General features: G+C 73.5%; 2 protein-coding genes. One reads left to right on the top strand and one right to left on the bottom strand.

Features of this window, described 5'->3' with window-relative positions; translation table 11 throughout:
* Positions 1-1199: biotin synthase BioB (gene bioB, locus J1M37_RS06540; RefSeq protein WP_241250917.1), on the top strand; the 1199-nt coding region annotated here is incomplete at its 5' end.
* A 66-nt stretch (positions 1200-1265) separates the two neighbouring features.
* Here the strand turns inward: bioB and J1M37_RS06535 are convergent.
* Positions 1266-1768 (bottom strand): hypothetical protein (locus J1M37_RS06535; protein ID WP_206452352.1); only part of this gene is annotated, 503 nt, incomplete at its 5' end.

Raw genomic sequence — 1768 nt, 5'->3', positions numbered from 1 at the left:
CCGTCGACCCCCGCCCCGCCGCCGCCCTCGACCCCGAGGCCCTCGTGGACCGCATCGAGGCGGGCCACCGCCTCACCGCTGACGAGGCCGTCGCTGTGCTGGACGCCCCGGACGCGGACACGTTCCGCATCGTCGCGGCGGCCTCGCGCCTGCGCGAGAAGCACTTCGGCCGCACGGTCAAGGTCAACTACCTGGTCAGCCTCAAGACCGGCCTCTGCCCGGAGAACTGCACCTACTGCTCCCAGCGTCTCGGCACCGAGGCCGAGATCCTGCGCTACACGTGGCTCAAGCCGGAGGAGGCCGTCCGCCAGGCGGGCCTGGGCATCGCCGGCGGCGCCTCGCGCGTATGCATGGTCGCCTCCGGCACCGGCCCCACGGACCGCGACGTCGACCGCGTGGCCGGCATGGTCGGCGACCTCAAGGCCCAGCACCCGGACGTCGAGGTGTGCGCGTGCCTCGGCTTCCTCAAGGACGGCCAGGCCGAGAAGCTCAAGGACGCCGGCGTCGACGCCTACAACCACAACCTCAACACGGCCGAGTCCCACTACGAGTCCATCTGCACCTCCCACACCTACGAGCAGCGCGTGGACACCGTGCAGCGCGCCGGCGCCGCCGGCCTGTCCTCCTGCAGCGGCCTGATCGCGGGCATGGGGGAGACGCACGAGCAGCTCGTCGAGGCCGTCCTCGCGCTCCGCGACCTGGACTCCGACTCCATCCCCGTCAACTTCCTCATGCCCTTCGACGGCACCCCGCTGCAGGGCCACCAGCAGCTCACCCCGCTCGAGTGCCTCCGGATCCTCGCCATGGTCCGCCTGGCCTGCCCGGACAAGGAGCTGCGCATCGCCGGCGGCCGCGAGATGCACCTGCGCTCCCTGCAGCCGGTCGGCCTGCAGGTGGCCAACTCGATCTTCCTCGGCGACTACCTCACCTCCGAGGGCCAGGACGCCGAGGCGGACCTGCAGATGATCGCCGACGCCGGCTTCACCGTGCTCGGCGCCGAGGAGCGTGCGCGGCGGGCCACGGCCGACGACGGCGCCCCGGCCGGCGGCTGCTGCGCCGGCACGGACGACGCCGGCCCGTGCGGCTCCGGTGCGGCCGTCGCCGCGGAGGACGTCCGCCCCGACACGGGCGCCGAGGGCGCCGTGAAGCCCGAGCTGCGCCGCCGGGGCGCGGGCACGGCCGAGCCCGCCAACGCCTGAGCGCGCCGTGACCGTGACGGTCAGCGCGTCATGTCGGCGCGCTGACCGCCGTCGTCGGGAGCGTGCTCAGCGAACGGCGCGGATCCGCCGCACCACGCACACCACGATCACCGCGAGACCGGTGAGCGCACTGACGGCCACGAGGGCGAGGCCGCCCACGATGCCGACGTCCATCGCGGTGCTCTTGCCGAGCAGGTCCATGAGCACCGGGGTCGTGGCGCCGGAGTCCGGGTGGTCGCCGCCGTCGGGGAAGATGATCGCGGCCAGCGCGAAGGACCCCCAGGAGACGCCCAGCAGCGTGTGCAGCAGGCGCCCCAGCCGGATGCCGCCCCGCTGCTCATCCTGCGGGTTCACGCGGGGCAGGAGGAACAGGCTTCCCACCAGGACCATGAGGACGAGTTCGTGGGGCAGGGCGCCGAAGACCATGTAGATGACCGTCATCCAGCCGTTCGCGCCGAAGTTGGAGCGCAGGGCGAGCGCGATCAAGGGCAGGGCGAGGAGGGCCAGCGCCCACGGCAGCACGGCCCAGGGACGCCACGTGCCCACGCTCGGACCCTTGCGGGTGGGGG

Origin of the sequence: Micrococcus sp. KRD012 (assembly GCF_017168555.1) — a bacterium.
GTDB classification, from domain to species: domain Bacteria; phylum Actinomycetota; class Actinomycetes; order Actinomycetales; family Micrococcaceae; genus Micrococcus; species Micrococcus luteus.
The sequence above is the reverse complement of the archived record's forward strand: the minus strand, read 5'-3'. Positions and strand labels throughout refer to the sequence as shown.